The sequence below is a fragment of the Rathayibacter sp. VKM Ac-2803 genome, assembly GCF_009807175.1.
Lineage (GTDB): Bacteria > Actinomycetota > Actinomycetes > Actinomycetales > Microbacteriaceae > Rathayibacter.
In genome coordinates this window covers 602,281-616,155 of record NZ_WUCD01000001.1, presented here as the reverse complement: position 1 = coordinate 616,155, position 13,875 = coordinate 602,281, and the positions used below count along the sequence as shown (strand labels likewise).

The following is a 13,875-nucleotide window of genomic DNA, read 5'->3' as shown; positions in this document are numbered from 1 at the left end:
CGTCACTCCTGGACGGTGACGTTCTGGTCGAGCACGATCGACTGCACCCAGGGGAACACCCACTCGGCCAGCGCAACGAGCACGAGCACGAGCAGCACGAGCACGAGGAGCAGCCGGACCCACCAGGGACCGGGGAGGACACGCCACAGCGCCGCGTACACGATCAGCCCTCCTCGGCCAGCGAGGCCGCGATCTCGGCCGGAGCGCCGGCCGATCGGGGCTGCCACGACTCGAAGACGCCGTAGGCGATGATGCGCTCGGCCGTCGAGTAGAGCGGGTTGCAGCTCGTCAGCGTGATGAGCCGATCGGTCGGAGCGACGTCGGACGCCCACGGCACCGGGTCGATGACCTGCACATCGGACGGCTGCACGTACTCGAGGTTGCGGAACCGGTAGGTGTACCAGCCGTCGGCCGTCTCGATGTAGATGGCGTCGCCCAGCTGGAGCTCGTCGATGAGGTGCATCCCGCCCCCGTAGGCGCTGCGGTGGGCGGCGAGCGCGAAGTTGCCCGCTTCGCCCGGCATCTGCGTGCCCGGGTAGTGGCCGATGCTGCCCTCGTCGAGGACGTTGGCCGCGTCGATCCCCTCGGCGATCGTGCGCACCCAGCCCTCGCCGTACCGGGGGATGTAGAGGTTGCCGAAGGAAGTGTCGATCGCGGCCGCGGAGGCGACGACCGGGGCTCCGAAGTCGACCGGCGCCGCCTCGGCCGGCGCGCTCGGCGCGGGCACGGGATCCGCGGCGGCCCAGCCGTCGCGCAGCTCCGCCGCCTCGGAGGTCTGCTGACCGGCGATCACGGCGTCGTTCCACCACAGCTGCCAGCCGAGGAAGAGGAGCACCAGGACGCCCGCCGTCATGAGCAGTTCGCCGACGACGCCGAAGAACGAGAGGCGACGACGCGGACGGGCGCTCCTGCGCCGCGCGCGCGGGCGGAGAGGAGCCGCCTCGGGCTGCTGGTCGGACATGCGATGAGTCTAGGCGGGCGTCGTGAACCCCCGGTCGGGCCGGACGGGCCTGTGGACAGCTCTCCACAGGTCCCCCTCAGGGCCCGCGCTCCCGGTCCGCGGCCCCGGGCCGGTACAGTGGTCGGCATGGCACGAGCGACGAAGAGCCCGAAGCCCGAGCGCGACGAGGCCCGGACCGGAGAGCCGACCCCCAACCCGGTCTGGTTCAAGCCGGTGATGTTCGGCTTCATGCTGCTCGGCCTCGCCTGGATCATCGTCTTCTACGTGAGCCAGGGTGTGCTGCCGATCCCCGATCTCGGCAACCTCAACATCCTGATCGGCTTCGGGATCGCCTTCATCGGCTTCCTGATGACGACCCGCTGGCGCTGACCCCGCCTCCCGCGTGAACGACGCCCCGTCCGGCCCGCCGACGGGGCGTTCGTCGTCCGTGGCGCGACTCCGCGCGGCCGGCTGCGTCTTCGCGGAGGAGGAGGCGGAGCTGCTCGGGGAGGCGGCCCCCTCCCCCGAGGTGCTCGATGCGCTCCTGCGCCGGCGGGAGGCCGGTGAGCCGCTCGAGCAGATCCTCGGCTGGGTCGCCTTCCGGGGCCTGCGCATCCCCGTCGCGCCCGGCGTCTTCGTGCCGCGGGTGCGGACCGAGTTCGTCGTCGACACGGCCCTCTCGGTCCTGCCGGGCCCGACGGCGGAGGTGCTCGACCTCTGCTGCGGCGCCGGGGCCATCGGCCGGTCGCTGCTGGAGGAGCGCCCGGGCCTCCTCCTCCGCGCGGCCGACCTCTCCCCCGCTGCGGTCGCCTGCGCCCGCCGCACCCTCGGCGATCTCGCACCGGTGCACCAGGGCGACCTCTTCGACGCCCTGCCCGACTCCGATCGGCATCGCCTCGACCTCGTGGTCGTGAACGCCCCCTACGTCCCGACCGATGCCATCGCGCTCATGCCTCCCGAGGCGCGCCTGCACGAGCCGGCGGAGTCCCTCGACGGCGGCCCGGACGGGCTCGCCCTGCACCGCAGGATCGCGTGGGAGTCGCTCGACTGGCTGGCTCCGCGGGGCGGCGTCGTCATCGAGACCAGTCGCGAGCAGGCGGAGGCGAGCGCCGATGCCTTCGCCTCCGTCGGCTTCACCACCGGGATCCGGTGGGACGACGATCGCGACGCCACCGTCGTGGTCGCCCTGCTCGAGCGAACTACACGCGTGTAATTATCCCCAGGTGTGGAATCTCCTGTGGAGAACTCCCATGGCGCCCCGCAACGGGCGGACGGAGGGCGGATCGCGCCGCATCGCCGCAACGACGGCGCTCTCTCCGGGCCACTGCGGGAGCCGCGCGAATCACACCGGCGTAGTTCTCCCCAGTGTTAACAACTCTGTGGATAACTCCGTCCACAGCTGTGAGCGCGCGCTGTGGACGACGCTCACGAGCCCCGCGGGATAACCGGATCAAGCGGTGTCGGCCGCGATCCGGGACGCCTGAGCCGCGTCAGGCGAGGACATACGCAGCCGCGGACACCGCGACGAGGCCGACGCCGATCAGCCCGACCAGGAGGTTCTGGGTCCGGCGCTGCGAGCGCTGCCGGGTCCGCGTGTAGACGAGGCCGATCAGGGCGCCGGCGACGAGCCCGCCGACGTGCGCCTGCCAGGCCACGTTCATCCCGGGCAGGAAGCCGATCACGAGGTTGAGCCCGACGAGCACGAGGAGTTGCGACGCCTGTCCCCCCAGATGCCGGAGGATCACGAGGTACGCGCCCATCAGGCCGAAGATCGCTCCGGAGGCGCCGAGCACGGGGGTCAGCGGGTTCGACAGCAGCAGCACGCCCACCGATCCCGCGAAGCCGCTGAGCAGGAACAGGGTGAGGTAGCGACCGCGGCCGAGCATCCGCTCGAGGGCCATGCCGAACACCCACAGCGTGTACATGTTCAGAACCAGGTGGAACGGGATGACGAAGAAGAGCGACGTGCTGTGCAGGAACACCGAGGTCAGCATGCGCCACGGCTCGAAGCCGGCGCCGAAGCCCGGCAGCGTGTAGGCGGGGGCGTAGAGGAGACCGCCGATGACGGTGTTGCCGACGAAGGGCAGGATCTCGAGGATCCAGACGACGATGCAGAGCGCGATGATCGCGTAGGTGACCGTGGGCTGGTCGGCCCGGGTCATCGCGCGCACGCGCGAGACGAGCGGTCCGCGGGTGCGCGGGGCGGAGGCGCGCTGCTGCGCCATGTCGTCGGGGCAGATCACGCCGACGGGAGCAGGCGTCTGGCACTCCCCGCAGATGGTGCGGCCGCAGCGCTGGCAGCGCACGAAGCTCTGCCGGTCGGGGTGGCGGTAGCAGGAGTAGGCGCTGCTCGGCGGGACCTGGGTCACGAACGTGCCTCCGGTGAGAACGAGGGCCGGGCCCTGACGGACCCGGCCCTCGAGAGGTTGGTGGATGAGGCGATCAGGCCTCGGTGATCTCGACGCTCTCGATGACGACGTCGTCGAGAGGCTTGTCGCGACCGTCGGTCGCCACGGTCGAGAGCGACTGCACGAGCTTCTTGGACTCCTCATCGGCGACGGCACCGAAGATGGTGTGCTTGCCCTGCAGCCACGTCGTCGGAGCGACGGTGATGAAGAACTGCGAGCCGTTCGTGCCGCGGCCCGCCTGCTTGCCGGCGTTGGCCATCGCGAGGATGTAGGGCTCGGTGAAGTCGAGCTCGGGGCTGATCTCGTCGTCGAACTGGAAGCCGGGGCCGCCGATGCCCTGGCCGAGCGGGTCGCCGCCCTGGAGCATGAAGTCGGGGATGACGCGGTGGAACACGGTGCCGTTGTAGAGCGGCTCCGTGGTCTTCGCGCCGGTGGCGGGGTGGGTCCATTCGATCTCGCCGGTCGCGAGACCGACGAAGTTGCGGACCGTCTTGGGAGCGTGATTCCCGTAGAGGTTGACGACGATGTCGCCCTTGTTGGTGTGGAACGTCGCAACTGCGGTGTGCAAAGGCATGGGTGGATTCTCGCACAGCGCGTATGTAGGGCTCCGCAACGCCCGGTGTCAATGCGCTGGGTGCGCGATGCGGACGCCGCGTGATGAGTGGCAGTATTGACGCGTTCGCTGCTCGTAGCCGATGGAGGACCAACATGGGTCTGTCACGTAAGCACAAGAAGGACCTCAAGCGTCTCCGGAAGAACGCTGAGGCGGTCTGGAGCGAGCAGCAGGAAGTGCTGGCGCACGCCGCCGCTGTTCTCGAGAAGAGCCGCCGTCACGCGACCAAGTACGCGAAGAAGGAGGTCGTGCCCCTCGTCAAGGACACGTACCAGTCCCGCGTCCGGCCCGTGTACGACAACGGCGTCTCGGCGGTCGAGGGCACGTACTCGTCCGCCCGCGACGCCTACAAGCACAAGGTGCTGCCGACCTTCGCCGCTGTCGGCGGCACCGCCGCGGCCGCGTTCGAGGCCGCGAAGGACTCGAAGAACCGCGCGAAGCTCGCCGAGATCTCGAAGGCGCGCTGGGAGGAGCTGACCACTCCCCCGAAGAAGAAGAACACGGCCGGCACCGTCTTCGCCATCGGCGCCGCGCTCGTCGCGGTGGGTGGCATCGGCTACGCCGTCTGGCAGACGTTCCGTGCCGACGACGAGCTGTGGGTCGCCGAGGACGAGCCGGCCAGCGCCGCGCAGTCCCCGGCGTCGACCGCGTCCTGATCGACGGACTCCGGGCCGGATCTCGCACAGCGAGGTCCGGCTCTTCCGTCTGTCCGGCACCTCCTCGCACCGGGGTTAGGCTTCCGTGATGGACATCCGGGTCGCCGCGTACGGCGTGATCATCGACGGTGATCGCATGCTCCTCGCTCACTGGAGCCAGGGGCCCTGGGAGGCGTGGACGCTCCCCGGCGGCGGGATCGACGAGGGCGAGTCGCCCGCCGACGCCGCCGTACGGGAGATCTTCGAGGAGACGGGCTTCCACGCCGAGCTCGAGGCTCTGATCGGAGTCGACTCGCACGTCATCCCCGCGCACCGCCGCAGCGTCCCCGAAGCGGGCCCGCTCCACGCGATCCGCGTCGTCTACCGCGCCCGCATCGTCGGGGGCGAGCTGACCCACGAGGTCGACGGCTCGACCGACGCGGCCGCCTGGTTCCCGCTCCCGGAGGTCGACGGCCTCGAACGCGTCGAACTGGTCGACGTGGCGCTCGGGATGAACGAGGCCTGGCTCCTCCGCTGACCACTCGGGGAATCGCAGGGCCGATCGCGGGGTTCCCCTCAGTGTGATCATCGAGCTGTACACCTCCGCCTTCTGCGGCGCCTGCAACGCCGCACGCGCGGTCCTCGAGCGGGCCGCCGAGCTGGTGCCGTCGGCCGAGATCCACGAGTTCGACGTCGCCTTCCATCCCGGTCGGGCGGAGGCGGCCGACATCCGCTCGACCCCGACCGTCGTCGTGCTCGACGCGGAGGGTGCGGCCGTGTTCCGCGCCGAGGGCGCCCCCTCACTCCCCCAGGCGCTCTCGGCCCTGGCACTGGCGCTCCCGGCCGCAGGGTGATCCCGGGCCGTAGGGTGACCCCGGGAGGTCTCATGCGGCACGGCATCACGGGCGGAGGAGTCGCTCTCGCGGCGGTGGCGGCTCTCGCCCTCTCCGGATGCGCGACCGAGCCCGCCTCGACCGCGACGGTCGGGATCGGGCGCGGCGGCCAGTACGGGCAGGTGCTCGGCGTCGTGGTGGTCTGCTCCGGCCTCGTGAGCGGTCTCGATCTCGCGGCCGACGACCGCGCTCCGCTCGTCATCGGGGACGGGCTGCGCAGGATCACGCGCTGGGTCTCCCCCGCCGCCGTCACCGAGCTCGGCGCGACGGATCTGGTGGGCCGCACCGTCTGGCCGGCCGACACGGTGATCGACCGCTTCGCACCGGGCGTCGACTACTCCCTCGGTGCGTGGGCCGAGGACGAGTCCGTGGTCGCGCGCCGGGTGGTCTTCACCTCCGAGCAGTTCGACACCCTCTCGGTCGGCGAGATCATCATCGGCGACATCCGCGACGGCACCGCCGAGACGGTCTCCGTCGAGGCCTTCCTCGGCGCCGCCTGCGAGCAGGCCTGACGGCGCCCTAGCGCAGAGAACTCCGAACGCATGTCGAAGGCTGGACGCGCAGGGTTGAACAAGGCGGCTGCATGATCAACCGAGTGGACGCGGAGCAGCGGGAGCGCGCGGCCTCAGCGGCGTGGGAGGTTCTCGCGGCGCTGGACGCGTTCGCTGCACGCGCGAGACGTCGGCACCCGGGCGACTGACGCCCGTCCTGAGGAATTCGCCGATGACGGCGGAGATGTGGAGCCTGGGAGAATCGAACTCCCGACATCCTGCTTGCAAAGCAGGCGCTCTACCAACTGAGCTAAGGCCCCGTGCAGACCGGTCGCGCGGACCGGAGTGCTCTCCCGCCAGATGGAGGCGAGAGGCGGAATTCGCGTGCCAGCGAATTCCGGCAGCCGACGCGACCCGCTCCATGGGAACGGGCCACCTCGACAAGCCGACCGCGGATCGCCGCGCGAGGAGCGGCGATCACAATTGGCTCGGGTGGGGGTACCAGGACTTGAACCTGGGACCTCTTCATTATCAGTGAAGCGCTCTAACCGCCTGAGCTATACCCCCGAAATGGCCAGATGAGACTCTACCTGACACGGAGTCAGAATCCCAATCGGCCGCTTCGACCGTGCGTCTTACTGGTTGGTGAAGCCGACCAGCAGGCCGCCGGTGATCTTGACGCTGAGGTTGTAGAGCAGCGCGATGATCGCACCGAGGGCGGTGGTGACGATCGTGTTGAGCACGGCGACGACGACCGCGAAGCCCATGATCTGGGGCAGCGAGATGATCGTGTTGAGATCGAACGCCTCCGCGCCGGCGATGTCCTGCACGAGGCCGTTGACCTCGTCGAACACGCCCGTCTGCGCGAGCACCGTGTAGACGAGGTAGACGACGACGATCGTGATGATCGCCAGCGTCAGCCCCAGCAGGAACGACAGCTTGACGGCCGACCAGAAGTCGACGTAGACGAGCTTGAGTCTGACCTGCTTCGCCGCCGGGCTCTTCGCGGACTTCTTGGCGAGCTTCTCGGCGACGCTGCTACTCATCGGCGGACCCATCCTCCTCCGACACCGTGTGGGATTCGGAGGACGCCACTGCGGCGTCGGGATCCTCGTCCTGGGCGTCGAGATTGCGTTCGGTGTTCTTGGCGAGTGCGATGATGCGGTCGTCCTCAGCGAATCGTGCGAAGACGACTCCCATGGTGTCGCGACCCTTGGCCGGTACCTCGGCCACGGCAGAGCGTACCACCTTGCCGCTGGCGAGCACGACGAGCACCTCGTCGTCCTCTCCGGTGATGATCGCGCCGACCAGGTCGCCGCGCTTCTCCTCGAGCTTGGCCACCTTGATGCCCAGGCCGCCGCGCCCCTGGAGGCGGTACTGGTCGACCGCGGTGCGCTTGGCGTAGCCGCCCTCGGTGACCACGAAGACGTAGCCCTCGTCGCTCACGACGTTGGCGTCGAGCAGGCGGTCCTCGCCCCGGAACGACATGCCCCTCACTCCGGAGGTGGAGCGGCCCATCGGGCGCAGCGCCTCATCGGAGGCGGTGAAGCGGATGGACATGCCCTTGCGCGAGACGAGCAGCACGTCGCTGTCGTCCTCGACCAGCAGCGCCGAGACCAGCTCGTCGCCCTCGCGCAGCTTGATCGCGATGATGCCGCCGGAGCGGTTGGTGTCGTACTCGGACAGGGCGGTCTTCTTCACCAGTCCGTCGCGCGTGGCGAGCACGAGGTAGCGCGCCGCCTCGTAGTCGCGGATGTCGAGGATCTGCGCGATCTGCTCGCCCGGCTCGAGGGCGAGCAGGTTGGCGATGTGCTGGCCCTTCGCGTCGCGGCTCGCCTCCTGCAGCTCGTACGTCTTGGCGCGGTACACGCGTCCTGTGTTCGTGAAGAACAGAAGCCAGTGGTGCGTGGTGGTGACGAAGAAGTGCTCGACGATGTCGTCGGCCTTCAGCTGCGCCCCGCGCACGCCACGACCGCCGCGGTGCTGCGCGCGGTAGGAGTCGCTCCGGGTGCGCTTGAGGTAGCCGCCGCGGGTGACGGTGACGACCATCTCCTCCTCGGGGATCAGATCCTCGACGCTCATGTCGCCGTCGAAGCCGAAGAGGATCTCGGTGCGGCGGTCATCGCCGAAGCGGTCGACGATCTCGTCGAGCTCCTCCGAGATGATCGTGCGCTGGCGCTCCGGGCTCGCGAGGATCGACTTGTAGTCCTCGATCTCGGCCTGGATCTTGTCGTGCTCGTCGACGATCTTCTGGCGCTCGAGCGCGGCGAGGCGGCGCAGCTGCATGTCGAGGATCGCGCGGGCCTGGACCTCGTCGATCTCGAGGAGCTCCATCAGGCCGTCGCGCGCCTCCTCGACGGTGGGTGAGCGGCGGATGAGGGCGATGACCTCGTCGAGCGCGTCGAGCGCCTTCAGGTAGCCGCGCAGGATGTGGATGCGCGCCTCGGCCTCGTCGAGGAGGTACTGCGTGCGGCGCACGATGACCTCGACCTGGTGGTCGACCCAGGCTCGGATGAATCCGTCGAGCGAGAGCGTGCGCGGGATGCCGTCGACGATCGCGAGCATGTTCGCGCCGAAGTTCTCCTGCAGCGGGGTGTGCTTGTAGAGGTTGTTCAGCACGACCTTGGCGACCGCGTCGCGCTTGAGAACGACCACGAGTCGCTGACCGGTGCGACCGGAGGTCTCGTCGCGGATGTCGGCGATGCCCGAGACGCGGCCGTCCTTGACCAGCTCCGCGATCTTGATCGCGAGGTTGTCGGGGTTCACCTGGTACGGCAGCTCGGTCACGACGAGGCAGGTGCGACCCTGGATCTCCTCGATCGAGACGACCGCGCGCATCGTGATCGAGCCTCGACCGGTGCGGTAGGCGTCCTGGATGCCGCGGACGCCGAGGATCTGGGCGCCGGTCGGGAAGTCGGGACCCTTGATGCGCTGGAGCAGCGCCTCGAGGAGCTCCTCGCGCGACGCCTCCGGGTTCTCGAGCGCCCACTTGGCGCCGGCCGCCACCTCGCGCAGGTTGTGCGGCGGGATGTTCGTCGCCATGCCGACCGCGATGCCGACGGAGCCGTTGACGAGGAGGTTGGGGAAGCGGGCGGGGAGGATCGCCGGCTCGCGCGTGCGGCCGTCGTAGTTGTCCTGGAAGTCGACGGTGTTCTTGTCGATGTCCTTGACCATCTCGAGGGCCAGCGGAGACATCTTCGTCTCGGTGTACCGGGGCGCCGCCGCACCGTCGTTGCCGGGGGAGCCGAAGTTGCCCTGCCCGAGCGCGAGGGGGTAGCGGAGACTCCAGGGCTGCACGAGGCGAACGAGCGCGTCGTAGATCGCGGAGTCGCCGTGGGGGTGGAACTGGCCCATCACGTCGCCGACGACGCGCGAGCACTTCGAGAACGCCTTGTCGGGGCGGTAGCCGCCGTCGTACATGGCGTAGATCACGCGTCGGTGCACGGGCTTCAGGCCGTCGCGCACCTCGGGCAGCGCACGACCCACGATGACGCTCATCGCGTAGTCGAGGTACGAGCGCTGCATCTCGAGCTGGAGGTCGACCGGCTCGATCTTGTCGTGCCCGTGGATCACGACACCGGTCTCGGTGACGATGTCCTCTCCCTCGGAGGGGCCGGTGGGGGTGGTGGGTTCGTCTGCCATGAGTCTTTTCTCTTACTCGGCGGGGAGCTCGGGTGTGATGTGGGCTCGCGCTCGAGAGCGGCGGGCTGGAGGACGTCCAGGTCTCGATACGGCCGCTAGCGGCCTACTCGACCTCGACATTTGTCGGTTATCGCAGTGCGATAACCGATCAAATGTCGAGAAACCGCACGTCCTTCGCGTTTTTCTGGATGAAGGAGCGGCGGGACTCGACGTCCTCGCCCATCAGGGTCGAGAAGATCTCGTCGGCCGCGGCGGCGTCGTCGAGGGTGACCTGGAGGAGGGTCCGCGTCGCGGGGTCCATCGTGGTCTCCCACAGCTCCTTGTAGTCCATCTCGCCGAGACCCTTGTAGCGCTGGATCCCGTTGTCCTTCGGCATCCGCTTGTTGGTCGCCGAGCCGTGGGCGAGCAGGGCGTCGCGCTCGCGGTCGCTGTAGACGTACTCGTGCGGCGAGTTCGACCACTTGAGCCGGTAGAGCGGCGGCTGGGCGAGGTAGACGTAGCCGAGATCGATCAGCGGACGCATGTAGCGGAACAGCAGAGTCAGCAGCAGCGTCGTGATGTGCTGGCCGTCGACGTCGGCGTCGGCCATCAGGATGATCTTGTGGTACCTGGCCTTGTCGGGGTTGAAGTCCTCGCCGATGCCGGCTCCGAAGGCCGTGATCATCGCCTGCACCTCGTTGTTGCCGAGCGCCCGATCGAGGCGGGCCTTCTCGACGTTGAGGATCTTGCCGCGCAGCGGCAGGATCGCCTGCGTCTCGGGGTTGCGGCCCTGGACGGCCGAACCGCCCGCCGAGTCGCCCTCGACGATGAAGATCTCGGAGATCGACGGGTCCTTCGACTGGCAGTCCTTGAGCTTGCCGGGCATGCCGCCGCCCTCGAGGAGGCCCTTGCGCCGCGCAGTCTCGCGGGCCTTCCGCGCGGCCATCCGCGCCGAGGCGGCCTGGATCGCCTTGCGGATGATGTCCTTGGCCTGGTTGGGGTTGCGGTCGAACCAGTCGGCGAGCTGCTCGCCCGTGACGCGCTGCACGAACGCCTTCGCCTCGGTGTTGCCGAGCTTGGTCTTGGTCTGGCCCTCGAACTGCGGCTCGCCGAGCTTGATCGACACGACGGCGGTCAGGCCCTCGCGGATGTCGTCGCCCGAGAGGTTCTCGTCCTTCTCGCGGAGGAGGTTGTTGGCGCGGGCGTACTTGTTCACGAGGGTGGTGAGCGCCGCGCGGAAGCCCTCCTCGTGGGTGCCGCCCTCGTGGGTGTTGATCGTGTTCGCGTAGGTGTGCACGCTCTCGGTGTACGCCGTGGTCCACTGCATCGCGACCTCGAGCGAGATGCGGCGCTCCTTGTCCTCGGTCTCGAAGTCGATGATCTCGGAGTGCACGAGATCGGACTTCTTGAGCGAGTTGATGTACTCGACGTAGTCGACGAGGCCCTTCTCGTAGAGGAAGACGTCGTTGCGGGGGCCGGACGTCTCGTCCTCGCCCTCGCCGTCGAACTCGACCTCGTTCTCGTCGGTGAGCGCGATGCGCAGGCCCTTGTTGAGGAACGCCATCTGCTGGAACCGGGCGCGGAGCGTCTCGTAGTCGAACTCGACGGTCTCGAAGATGCCGGCATTGGGCCAGAAGGTGATGGTGGTGCCGGTCTCGTCGCTCGCCTCGTCGTGGCTGAGCGGCGCCTCCGGGACGCCGTCGGCGAAGGTCATGCGGTAGACGCCGCCCTGGCGCTTCACCGCGACCTCGAGCCTGCTCGAGAGCGCGTTGACGACGGAGGAGCCGACTCCGTGCAGACCGCCCGAGACGGCGTAGCCGCCTCCGCCGAACTTGCCGCCGGCGTGCAGCACGGTGAGCACCAGCTCGACGGTCGAGATGCCCTCGGTGGGGTGCATGTCGACGGGGATGCCGCGGCCGTTGTCGGCGACCGTGACGCCTCCGTCGGCGCGCATGACGACCTCGATGTTGTCGCAGTAGCCCGCGAGCGCCTCGTCGACGGCGTTGTCGACGATCTCGTAGACCAGGTGGTGCAGGCCGCGGGGACCCGTCGATCCGATGTACATGCCGGGGCGCTTGCGCACGGCCTCGAGACCCTCGAGGACCTGGATCTGGTTCGCGCCGTAGTCACCGGAGGACTTGGTCGACATGCCGGAGGAGGGGCTGGCGGAGCCGGTCGCGTCCAGGTCGTTCGTGGCGGGTGACGTGGAGTCGGTCGGCTCGGGTGTCATAGCTGTGGAGTTCTCCTCTGACGGTCCGACGCGACGCATCCGATGCATCGGATCGCAAGATCTTGCGGACGGGCGTCGCTGCGGTTCGGCGGCCCTCCATTCTACCTCGGAACGGGGTCGGCTCGAGGCGCTGGACGGCGATCTGACGCGCGATTTCTCGGCGGCCGACCGAAAATGCGTCCTCAGCCGTAGGTATCGCGCGGACCACGCCCTGGAATCGACCTGGGGCCCTTTTTCCAGTTCGGGACGTCGGGGCCCTGGAAACGGATCGCCGAGATGCCCGCGTCGGAGTAGTTCACCGCGATGTGATTCATGATCTCGATCCGCATCAGCCGCAGCTGCGTCGACCAGGCCGTCGACTCGCACGCCACGGTGAGCACGCCGTCGACGACTCCGAGCGGAGTCGAGTGCTTGGCCGTCTCCTCGCCCGCGATCGCGGTCCACGACGAGATGAGGTCGCCCTGGGCCAGGGGAGCGGTCCAGCCGAGCTTCTTCGTGAGGCCGTCGAGGACGTCGCCGAGATCGTGCGGGTCGCGGCCCTTGCCGAAGGGGACGGCGTCGCCCTTGGGCTCCGCGCGGTCGACCGTCTTGCGGACGCGGCGCGGTCCGTCGCCGCCGAACACCTCCTTGAGGTGGCGGTAGACCCGCGCGGCCTCGGAGTCGGGGGCCGGCGCACCGCGGCGGAGCGCCTCAGCCACGGTCGGGCTCCCCGGCGGCGGGTGCCTCGGCGGCGTGCGCCGGCTCCTCCTCCGGGACGACGATGCTGCCCGCCTCGATGCGCACCGTGTGCGCCGCCAGGTCGGCGGGGACGTCGTCGAACACGGCGGCGGTGATCAGCACCTGCTCGTAGTCGGCCACCACCGAGGCGAGCCGCTCGCGACGGCGGGCGTCCAGCTCGGCGAACACGTCGTCGAGCATCAGCACCGGATCGCCCATCGGCGAGTCGCGCCGGAGCAGCTCGGCGGCCCCCAGCTTGAGGGCGAGTGCGAACGACCAGCTCTCGCCGTGGCTCGCGTAGCCCTTCGCCGGCAGGTCGTTGAGCTCGAACTGCACGTCGTCGCGATGCGGACCGACCAGTGAGACACCTCGGTCGAGCTCGCGACGTCGCACCGAGGCCAGCGCGGTCGCGAATCCCTCAGCCAGAACCCGCCCGTCGGTCGCCGTGGGGGAGTCGGCCGCGTCGAGCGGCTCGCCGTCGTCGTCGACGGCTCCCTCGATGCTGAGTCGTGAGCGGAGGAGCGGACGCTGGTCGGCGCCGGCGACGGCCTCGTAGGCGCCGCGGACCGGACCGCTCAGCTCGTCGACCAGCGTCAGGCGCGACTGCATGATCTCGGAGCCCAGGGTGATCAACCGCTCGTCCCAGATGTCCAGCGTGCCGAGCTTCGACGTGTCGCGGATCCCGGTCGCGCGCGCCGACTTGAGGAGCGAGTTGCGCTGTCGGAGCACGCGCTCGTAGTCGGCCTGCACCGCGCTCATCCGGGGAGAGCGGAGGACGACCAGCTGGTCGAGGAACCTGCGGCGGGCCGAGGGATCGCCGCGGATCAGGAGCAGATCCTCCGGAGCGAAGAGCACGCTCGAGAAGAAGCGCGGCAGCTCGCGCGGCTTGATCCCGCCGCGGTTGATCTGCGCACGGTTGGGGGAGGAGCGGTTGATCTGCACCTCCGCCAGCAGCTCGCGGTCGGCGTTGCGGAGTCGGGCGCGGATCACCGCGCTGTCGCGGCCCGCGCGGATCAGCGCCTGATCGGTCGAGACCCGGTGCGAGCCCAGCGTGGAGAGGTAGCCCAACGACTCGACGAGGTTCGTCTTGCCCTGACCGTTGCGCCCCACGAACAGGTTCGGCCCCGGCACCAGCCCCACATCGACGGAGGCGTAGTTGCGGAAGTCACTCAGCGCCAGCTGCGTCACATGCACGCGCCCACCTCCTCCACTGCTCCGCCGCCCGCGACCCTCTGACTCCGATGGGTCTCGATACGCCCGCTGCGCGGGCTACTCGACCAGCATGCAGTGAGCAGCTGGTCTGCGAAGGTCGGCGAGACACCTCCGC

15 protein-coding genes and 2 tRNA genes are annotated in these 13,875 nt (G+C 69.2%); 6 read left to right on the top strand and 11 right to left on the bottom strand.

Translation table 11 applies throughout. From position 1 onward, the window contains the following. Window positions 1-2: 2 nt before the first annotated feature. Both GRS96_RS20435 and GRS96_RS02835 read right to left on the bottom strand, forming a co-directional pair. On the bottom strand, window positions 3-161 hold the full coding sequence (locus GRS96_RS20435) for a hypothetical protein (protein WP_204162019.1): 159 nt from the start codon (window positions 159-161) through the stop codon (window positions 3-5). 2 nt (window positions 162-163) lie between these two features. Continuing rightward, window positions 164-961 (bottom strand): class E sortase, encoded by a 798-nt coding sequence (locus GRS96_RS02835; RefSeq protein ID WP_159856071.1) that lies wholly within the window; start codon window positions 959-961, stop codon window positions 164-166. A 126-nt stretch (window positions 962-1,087) separates the two neighbouring features. On the opposite strand from GRS96_RS02835, the gene GRS96_RS02830 reads away from it, so the two are divergent. Together GRS96_RS02830 and GRS96_RS02825 are read left to right on the top strand one after the other, a co-directional pair. Then, on the top strand, window positions 1,088-1,330 hold the full coding sequence (locus GRS96_RS02830; protein WP_159856073.1) for a cell division protein CrgA: 243 nt from the start codon (window positions 1,088-1,090) through the stop codon (window positions 1,328-1,330). 58 nt (window positions 1,331-1,388) lie between these two features. Beyond that, a complete protein-coding gene (locus GRS96_RS02825; RefSeq protein ID WP_159856075.1) occupies window positions 1,389-2,153 on the top strand; it encodes a putative protein N(5)-glutamine methyltransferase in 765 nt (254 codons plus the stop codon). A 277-nt stretch (window positions 2,154-2,430) separates the two neighbouring features. On the opposite strand, the gene GRS96_RS02820 is transcribed toward GRS96_RS02825, so the two are convergent. Together GRS96_RS02820 and GRS96_RS02815 are read right to left on the bottom strand one after the other, a co-directional pair. Beyond that, window positions 2,431-3,309, bottom strand: coding sequence for a rhomboid family intramembrane serine protease (locus GRS96_RS02820; RefSeq protein ID WP_235021937.1), 879 nt, complete (start codon window positions 3,307-3,309; stop codon window positions 2,431-2,433). Window positions 3,310-3,382: 73 nt separating this feature from the next. Then, window positions 3,383-3,922 (bottom strand): peptidylprolyl isomerase, encoded by a 540-nt coding sequence (locus GRS96_RS02815; protein ID WP_159987674.1) that lies wholly within the window; start codon window positions 3,920-3,922, stop codon window positions 3,383-3,385. 134 nt (window positions 3,923-4,056) lie between these two features. Here GRS96_RS02815 and GRS96_RS02810 point away from each other — a divergent pair, with 134 nt between their 5' ends. The 4 genes from GRS96_RS02810 to GRS96_RS02795 all read left to right on the top strand — a co-directional run bounded on the left by GRS96_RS02810 (window position 4,057) and on the right by GRS96_RS02795 (window position 6,001). Continuing rightward, on the top strand, window positions 4,057-4,617 hold the full coding sequence (locus GRS96_RS02810) for a hypothetical protein (protein ID WP_159856081.1): 561 nt from the start codon (window positions 4,057-4,059) through the stop codon (window positions 4,615-4,617). Between the two features lie 88 nt (window positions 4,618-4,705). Next, window positions 4,706-5,134 carry an NUDIX hydrolase gene (locus GRS96_RS02805; protein WP_159856083.1) on the top strand — a complete coding sequence of 143 codons (429 nt, stop codon included), beginning with the start codon at window positions 4,706-4,708 and terminating at the stop codon, window positions 5,132-5,134. Between the two features lie 43 nt (window positions 5,135-5,177). After that, window positions 5,178-5,450, top strand: a complete 273-nt coding sequence (locus GRS96_RS02800; RefSeq protein ID WP_159856085.1) for a glutaredoxin family protein — start codon at window positions 5,178-5,180, stop codon at window positions 5,448-5,450. 32 nt (window positions 5,451-5,482) lie between these two features. Next, a complete protein-coding gene (locus tag GRS96_RS02795) occupies window positions 5,483-6,001 on the top strand; it encodes a hypothetical protein (RefSeq protein ID WP_159856087.1) in 519 nt (172 codons plus the stop codon). A gap of 226 nt (window positions 6,002-6,227) precedes the next feature. Here the strand turns inward: GRS96_RS02795 and GRS96_RS02790 are convergent. From GRS96_RS02790 to recF, 7 genes are all read right to left on the bottom strand, one after another. After that, a tRNA-Ala gene (locus GRS96_RS02790) sits at window positions 6,228-6,300 on the bottom strand. A 173-nt stretch (window positions 6,301-6,473) separates the two neighbouring features. Further along, window positions 6,474-6,547: transfer RNA gene (locus GRS96_RS02785), tRNA-Ile, on the bottom strand. Between the two features lie 68 nt (window positions 6,548-6,615). Next, entirely contained in the window at window positions 6,616-7,026 is a 411-nt protein-coding gene (locus GRS96_RS02780) for a DUF3566 domain-containing protein (protein ID WP_159856089.1), read from the bottom strand. Beyond that, on the bottom strand, window positions 7,019-9,622 hold the full coding sequence (gyrA, locus tag GRS96_RS02775; RefSeq protein WP_159987673.1) for a DNA gyrase subunit A: 2,604 nt from the start codon (window positions 9,620-9,622) through the stop codon (window positions 7,019-7,021). Before gyrA ends, GRS96_RS02780 begins: the two co-directional genes overlap by 8 nt. 148 nt (window positions 9,623-9,770) lie before the next feature. Then, entirely contained in the window at window positions 9,771-11,750 is a 1,980-nt protein-coding gene (gyrB, locus tag GRS96_RS02770) for a DNA topoisomerase (ATP-hydrolyzing) subunit B (RefSeq protein WP_235021953.1), read from the bottom strand. 263 nt (window positions 11,751-12,013) lie between these two features. Next, the gene (locus GRS96_RS02765) at window positions 12,014-12,529 is read right to left on the bottom strand and encodes a DUF721 domain-containing protein (RefSeq protein ID WP_159987672.1); all 516 of its coding nucleotides are present in this window, start codon (window positions 12,527-12,529) and stop codon (window positions 12,014-12,016) included. Beyond that, window positions 12,522-13,742 (bottom strand): DNA replication/repair protein RecF, encoded by a 1,221-nt coding sequence (gene recF, locus GRS96_RS02760; protein WP_159987671.1) that lies wholly within the window; start codon window positions 13,740-13,742, stop codon window positions 12,522-12,524. Before recF ends, GRS96_RS02765 begins: the two co-directional genes overlap by 8 nt. Between the last annotated feature and the right edge of the window lie 133 nt (window positions 13,743-13,875).

Coding starts and splice junctions, on each gene's coding strand:
- GRS96_RS02830 (WP_159856073.1), top strand. CDS start 1,088: ATGGCACGAGCGACGAAGAGCCCGAAGCCCGAGCGCGACGAGGCCCGG.
- gyrB (WP_235021953.1), bottom strand. CDS start 11,750: ATGTCGACCAAGTCCTCCGGTGACTACGGCGCGAACCAGATCCAGGTC.
- GRS96_RS02780 (WP_159856089.1), bottom strand. CDS start 7,026: ATGAGTAGCAGCGTCGCCGAGAAGCTCGCCAAGAAGTCCGCGAAGAGC.
- GRS96_RS02795 (WP_159856087.1), top strand. CDS start 5,483: ATGCGGCACGGCATCACGGGCGGAGGAGTCGCTCTCGCGGCGGTGGCG.
- GRS96_RS02815 (WP_159987674.1), bottom strand. CDS start 3,922: ATGCCTTTGCACACCGCAGTTGCGACGTTCCACACCAACAAGGGCGAC.
- GRS96_RS02835 (WP_159856071.1), bottom strand. CDS start 961: ATGTCCGACCAGCAGCCCGAGGCGGCTCCTCTCCGCCCGCGCGCGCGG.
- GRS96_RS02810 (WP_159856081.1), top strand. CDS start 4,057: ATGGGTCTGTCACGTAAGCACAAGAAGGACCTCAAGCGTCTCCGGAAG.
- gyrA (WP_159987673.1), bottom strand. CDS start 9,622: ATGGCAGACGAACCCACCACCCCCACCGGCCCCTCCGAGGGAGAGGAC.
- GRS96_RS02805 (WP_159856083.1), top strand. CDS start 4,706: ATGGACATCCGGGTCGCCGCGTACGGCGTGATCATCGACGGTGATCGC.